Consider the following 6,379-nt stretch of genomic DNA (forward strand, 5'->3'; position numbering starts at 1 on the left):
GTCATTGTGTCACCTGTTAACTTCCGAGGTGATGATATCACCTCTAATCAGGTGGCCAAATTAACTATGCCACTTCAAACCTACGTACTCGCGCGTATTGCAACAGGAAGCGGTCGGTCTCAAGGTGATCGCGCAGGGGCTCCAACCTACGTACTCGCGCGTATTGCAACGAAATCTGTAGAGCAAAATACACTTTCACCGCTAGCTCCAACCTACGTACTCGCGCGTATTGCAACAAAACTGACGGCGCTGGTTAACTCGGAGCTGTGGGCTCCAACCTACGTACTCGCGCGTATTGCAACTTCCAATTCCACCGCGAAAAAAAGGGGTCGACTGGCTCCAACCTACGTACTCGCGCGTATTGCAACTGCCTATTTGGAAGCCCACAAATTCTCTGGGGTCAGGGCTTGATTTGCGCTAACCGGCAAAGAAAAAAGGAAAAGATGCCAAGGAGAAACGCGATAGGAGAGCAGGCTGCTTGAAATTCAACAGCTTAAGATTTCGCTAACCTACTGGCACTTTCATGAGCACCACTGGTTAGCGTATAGGTAATGTTAGTGTGGTTACAGTTTGGGCTGTAGCCTAGGAGCAACTAACATCTTTTAATTAAAATTAAAGCCATATGCCATAAATTGCAACAACCTTTTACCTTATCATCTGATAATTTTGTTTCAACAAATGAGACTCGAACGTTTAAGGCCGGCACTGATCACTATTTTGTTTCAGATATCCATGACAATATCGACAATCTAATCATATGTCTTAATGAGCTTGGTTTTCGTTGGCCGGACGCGGACGGTACCGTTCATTCTCGCTGCTGGATTGCCGGTGACATTGTTGACCGAGGTGATCAACCTGTCGCGACGTTGGGGGCTTGCCTATTCAATCCAGCTATCGCATTTATGGCGGGGAGAAATACCAACAATATGATCAGTTTTTTCTCCAAAGCCTGTTTGCTGCCCCTATGTTACTTATTCAGATAATTCAAATTGATGCACAGGCCAACCTTTTTCGATGGCTTGTCTTGGTGTGTGTTCGTAATCAATACATTCAATAATGGCATCGCTCAATGCCCGAGGCTTGTCTGCGTATCGTGCAACGGTTCTATAACCAAAGGCAGTGAACAGCACAATTGATTTCCCAGTGAGACGTGCAGTAAATGCTTCACCATAATCTAGAGACACCGGGTATTCATCTTGTAGTGCTAGTGCAAACTTAATCGCGGATTCGTAACTACCGGAGTTAGGGCCAGCATGGATCCGGAGGCATTGTCCACCATCTCTGCATTGCTCCACAAAAATGAACACAGCCAAGCTCTTAGACATTGCCGGAATGATTTCGGCATACGAAGTATCACGATGTTTTCTATTCATCCACTCGAGAAAAGCTTCATTAGTATTTTCTAGTTCAGTTAACCCCTCATGACGGCTATCAGCAAACCGGTCGTATGCCTCTTCTGGCGACATTTCCTTCGCGCTATCATGCACTGAGCACAAAGCCATATGAACCGCTTTGACATAAAGCGAACGGGTCATGGCAATTCCCTCGTAAGGCTCTCGCGCTAATTGCTGGTAATTGGTTAGAAAAAAATCTTTTTCCTCCGTTGTAAGCGACGTTACATGCTCTTCACCTTTGGCGATTAGGTACTCATCATAGTACATCCAGGCGTTGCGGTAGTTGGGATCGATCTTTAAGCTGTCGTAGTAGCCATCATATCCGAGCAATTCCATTTTTTTATACTGAGCTACGAGCAAGCCTGTTACTTCGAATAATACTTGCAGATATAGATCGTCAAATGTTGGTGAATATCCGTCATAAAAATTCTTACTAATCAGAACTGTATCGTTATCTTGTTGAACGTAGTATTTCAAATTTCCGAATTGGAGGCTCCACTCATTAGGTTTACCGGCAATGCCTTTCCATATCCTAATGTTGGCATCGACGGATAGTTTCTCGCCTAACACCGATATATTTTCGTTATAGAGGTAGAGACATTCCTGTGCTTCTTCATCATCACTTAGACCGGTAGCATCAGGGTCGACTTCAAACTCAGGGTTAATGCAACGCACGCGCTCTAAATCCGTAGTCGCTTCTTCATGATCAAGATCTACCCACACTTGGGGCAAAATAAAGTGATACTTGGTTTCACACATCAGCTTGGACTCAAAAAGCCTAAAGACGGCAGACAATCGCTCAGATAAGCCTTTGATAACGTGCGGCTCAAATTTGGAGTTACTCTCCATTGTGCGGTTTTCAGGGTCAAATTGCTCACATAAGAATAAATACTGGAATGTTTTCATCATGGGAAGCCTTATTATGATATTACTTTCACTGTATATCCAACCAGTCATTACGGCAAGTAAAGTGCGGGGATTTTAATTGGATTAACTTCAAGTTGTGAGGCGGTACTCCAGTTGTCACGCACTTCACAATTTACGCACTTCAGCTGTAACACGTCCCTGGATAATTGTGTGTTACGACTCATAGAACATTCTTACTTTTCAGATTACTTCTAATATTGTAACCATAGGATCAGCCTAATGTGGCTGGCCAAATACCCTTATCCACTACAGTGCGAACTCACATCCGCCTGTCTCAGTTTATCCTCCGTTAACTTAATATAGAAAGGAGACCAGCTCGAGTAGGGCAAATTTGTCTGCTTGTGGTTACGTTGCCAATCTATATCCTCGGCAAAGACACGCTTAAGTGTCTGCTCGGTATAAAACGCAAAGGATTGACCTCGGTGGCCGTCGACGACAAATAGATAATGTCTATTGGGTTTGATGCTGCAGCGAAGCCCAGATCGTACTTTTGCACCGTGCAAAGCAAAAAAGCCAGAATAACCTTTAAGTTCAATTAGCTGTGCCACATGCTGTGCGTAGGTTTTTTTTAGGTAAGGTGATGATTTTGTTGCTGAAAGTTGTGTCATGGGTACCTTTGCATCTGTTGTAAGGCAGCCATAAGACTTTCACAGGAAACCTTAAGGCTGCCTGTGAGCGAAATCAAGAAGACAAAAATTAATCGTCAAGTTAGAGATTAATCTCGGAAAAGCACTTTAAATGTGGCCATCGTTACAGTCAAGAGCTAAGTAATGATTAGATCGCACAAGCTAACCCACCTACAACCGGGCATATACAAATCGATGTAAGGGTGGATGGAGGTGTTTGGGACAAAAGGAAGGATAACGATGAGATTTAATTATCTATCTTAGCAAGAATCGAAGCTCACAAAGGGGCAGTTTTGAGTTAACTAATTTAGCCAAATTTGGCTAATTTTCAGTATTTAGCCATTTATGGCTAAATTCGTACAGAACGCCTAGCTCTAGCACGCAACGGGGCAAAAGCTAGCTACGCCTTCATACAGCCATTAATCAGGCTGCCTTACACCAAAACCCTCATCGGGTAACTCACTGTCAAACATATTAATACCACGACGGTGGTCTCTCAGTGCCAATAAAGCGACGTGGAAACAAATCTAAATGATGAGAAATACCATCATTTTTAGAGCCATAGCTCCAAGAGGCGGTTAGTTCGCCGACCTCTTCAACTCTTGCACCATCGCAGTCAATCAAAACGCTAGCACCACAGACGTCACAACGACGGTCAACAACGACCTCGACCTGTTTTAACCCGTAAATTTTCATGTCTACTATCCATATCTGAGTTCACGTTTCATCAATAGTAAACCAATCTCCCATTGAAAGCTTAATGGGGAAAATCTATGTTACGGTGATATACCCGCCAGCACGAAGGTGGACAAAATTAAGTTTGGCGAACTGAGAGCTTGATCGAGCCTAACGTGTGAAGGGGCAAAATCTTGCTAGTAGCTTCATAGTGAATAAGCTGACGGACAATAAAGAAGCCCCGCAATCGCGAGGCTCAATGATGTTTATTTGTAGTACTGGTGACGTCTTCTCGAATTATGCTTCCAGCTCTTCGCAACGTCGTACACGTATGCAGGATAATCATCCCAAGGGTTCGCTAGTGATTTTCCTCTCGCTGCTCGCAGTTTGACTGGATATCCACGACACTCAACTTTGTGTAGGAAAAAGTAGCTCTTCTCCTGCTTTGTTGAAAAATGCTTATGAGTTCCACTACGGACATTAGGGTATACACCCCATAAATAAGTCCCATGCACCTTGATATGACGTCGGTACTGTTGCTTTAGTTTTTTCATTTACCCTCCAGGTTTACATTACCTAGAAGGGGTCCTCTGCAAAATAGTTCATCTTCGATCTCATCAAATCCGATGCTGTACTCTTCTACCGTGTTCCTTTTTCACTACATAGCAGACACGACAACAATTGGGACAGTTGTAGTATAGAAAATCTTCTTTACCAATGGAAGCGAAGAGAATGTGGTTGGCAAAGTTTGGCAGAAATGATTCGCGAAACAAGGTTGTTTCGCAATTGTGCAAGAACCAGGCTGTTGCACAATTGAGTCCGAGAGTTTGTCCAACAGCCTGGACAATTAGGCAACAAGCTGTTGCCCAAATAAATCTCATGATGGTTTCATCCGTTCTAAACACACAATGGGGCAAATTCGCGTTTGGCTACTGGTACTTCGATAAGATTGTTGAGGGAGTAAGGCAAGTTTCTCAACAAATAGGTTATGCTCAAGATCAGTCCACTATGCTGCTTCAGGCTGATATGTTCACTCGATGATGGATAGAACAAGATTAGTAAAACGGTCAGTGGTTAAGATTGGAGGTACAATGGGGTGACTTCGAATACTGGGAACCAAGCTCAACGTGTTATCAAACCACTTCCGGCGATGATAGCGCCGAAGGCCTTACCGATAGTGAAGACAAGTTAAAACATCGATTTGATGAAACAGTAGCCTCAATTCGTAAGCAAATTGAGTTTATTCAGGCCAGGAGCATTTGGTATCGGATGAAAGAGTGATTCAGACAAGACTATTGAAAATGTGAGTCGCCGTAAACCTTTGTCCTGAACAGGCGGTGAGTAGTTCCGCTATCAAAAAGTAATAGCGGGAATGCTCAACTCCCGCCATCATAATTGCCACTGGGCCTTCAATAATAAGCGGCCACTAAATTTGTTCAGTCGGTTCTGCCTGTCGTCGTTTCTCTAGGCGATTTTCTAGCTCTTCGAAGGCTTCTTTGATCGAGTGATCATTTGCCGCATTTTTTTGATCCTGAAGTACTTGGTTAACGCTGTCGTAAGGAAGTTTCATTAATACGTAAGCGTGAATCTTACCTTGGGACGCTTTAACCTCACGCTCGATGATGCGATACCCAACCACAGGTACACTGTCTACTAGGCTATCAATCAACTGCGTATACTGCTCAGAAATACCAGCCTCACCATTATCCTGAAGGTATGAGCGTTCATTACAATGAGCTCTTGTTGATAAGCTTTGGCCAGTTCAAACTGTGCCTGCAAACTGGCTTTTCTGATAGCCACATCCGCTCTTTTGCTATCGCTGATGCCAACGGCATAGATGCCCTCGCTGTCGTGTTCTGGTGGGTTAAGAGCCCATAGGGGGATATTATTGAGCTGTTGTTCAACTAATTTTTGCTCGGCACTGAGACGTTGCTTTTCAGCCTCCATTCTGATCGCCATTGCCTCTGCTTCTTGAGCTGCAATATCGGCAGCTGTAGGCGAAGGTGTTGAACACCCTGCCAGAAGGCTGATCCCCATACACTATTGGTATAATCATGAAGCAAAATACTCATCAAGAGTTAAAACCTCATCGATCACTTCAATAGGCCACGTTACAGCACCATGTTTTGTAGCCAACTTACACAGGGTTATCTTTCCCTTACTGTTACTTTGTAGTGAATCGAATAGGGACTGAATAAATGAGCGCCCAAATGCATTGTGTCGTTGGTATCCGTGCTTAGAAATAACATAGCGAGAACCACAAAATTGATCGCTTATGAGCATACCCGTGACTTTGTCAATGTGGAAATTGATTTCATTAGAGCCTGATGACAGCCGCCAGTAATCGCGATGATCAAACCCGCCCCACCAAGTACCTAGAATTTTGTAAAACTCCTGATCATCATTGATGAAATGGAGAATTGCCCAGCCAGACGGAGTATAAATTCGCATTATGGTGACACCTTTCATGAACTGTATATATATCCAGTAATAGGTTGTATATTGAAAGTTGTCAACATCAATAATGTAGAGCTAATTGCTACCCAAGCCCCGCAACTTATGTTATCCCTGTCGATTACGTAGTTACTTGTAAACCCGCGGCTACATCCTGAAAGAAAGCTTGTACTCTTGATGCCTAAGAGCTCACGAGTGAGGATTTCAGGTTCTCCCTTTAGGACACATTGACATCCTCCCCCCACCTACGGCCTTCGGCACTTCGGAGGGGGATTCCTGTTTCATAGCGTATAGCTTAGAGGT

At 43.9% G+C, this 6,379-nt stretch carries 6 protein-coding genes and 1 CRISPR repeat array; all 6 genes read right to left on the reverse strand.

What is annotated here, in order from left to right; all coding sequences use genetic code 11:
- Positions 1–72: 72 nt before the first annotated feature.
- A CRISPR array of direct repeats spans positions 73–368; the repeat unit is 32 nt; unit sequence GCTCCAACCTACGTACTCGCGCGTATTGCAAC.
- 603 nt (positions 369–971) lie between these two features.
- The 6 genes from NHN17_RS25230 to NHN17_RS25255 all read right to left on the reverse strand — a co-directional run bounded on the left by NHN17_RS25230 (position 972) and on the right by NHN17_RS25255 (position 6,073).
- Complete coding sequence (locus NHN17_RS25230) at positions 972–2,303, reverse strand: hypothetical protein (RefSeq protein WP_255045425.1); 1,332 nt, start codon at positions 2,301–2,303, stop codon at positions 972–974.
- A gap of 257 nt (positions 2,304–2,560) precedes the next feature.
- A complete protein-coding gene (locus NHN17_RS25235) occupies positions 2,561–2,929 on the reverse strand; it encodes a hypothetical protein (RefSeq protein WP_255045426.1) in 369 nt (122 codons plus the stop codon).
- Between the two features lie 492 nt (positions 2,930–3,421).
- Entirely contained in the window at positions 3,422–3,643 is a 222-nt protein-coding gene (locus NHN17_RS25240; protein WP_255045428.1) for a hypothetical protein, read from the reverse strand.
- A 1,405-nt stretch (positions 3,644–5,048) separates the two neighbouring features.
- A complete protein-coding gene (locus NHN17_RS25245; RefSeq protein ID WP_255045429.1) occupies positions 5,049–5,291 on the reverse strand; it encodes a hypothetical protein in 243 nt (80 codons plus the stop codon).
- Positions 5,288–5,659 carry a hypothetical protein gene (locus NHN17_RS25250; RefSeq protein WP_255045430.1) on the reverse strand — a complete coding sequence of 124 codons (372 nt, stop codon included), beginning with the start codon at positions 5,657–5,659 and terminating at the stop codon, positions 5,288–5,290. The genes NHN17_RS25245 and NHN17_RS25250 overlap by 4 nt, the downstream gene beginning before the upstream one ends.
- A 15-nt stretch (positions 5,660–5,674) precedes the next feature.
- Positions 5,675–6,073 (reverse strand): hypothetical protein, encoded by a 399-nt coding sequence (locus tag NHN17_RS25255; protein ID WP_255045431.1) that lies wholly within the window; start codon positions 6,071–6,073, stop codon positions 5,675–5,677.
- Positions 6,074–6,379 lie beyond the last annotated feature (306 nt).

This window comes from Photobacterium pectinilyticum (assembly GCF_024357955.1).
In the GTDB taxonomy this organism is placed as follows: domain Bacteria; phylum Pseudomonadota; class Gammaproteobacteria; order Enterobacterales; family Vibrionaceae; genus Photobacterium; species Photobacterium pectinilyticum.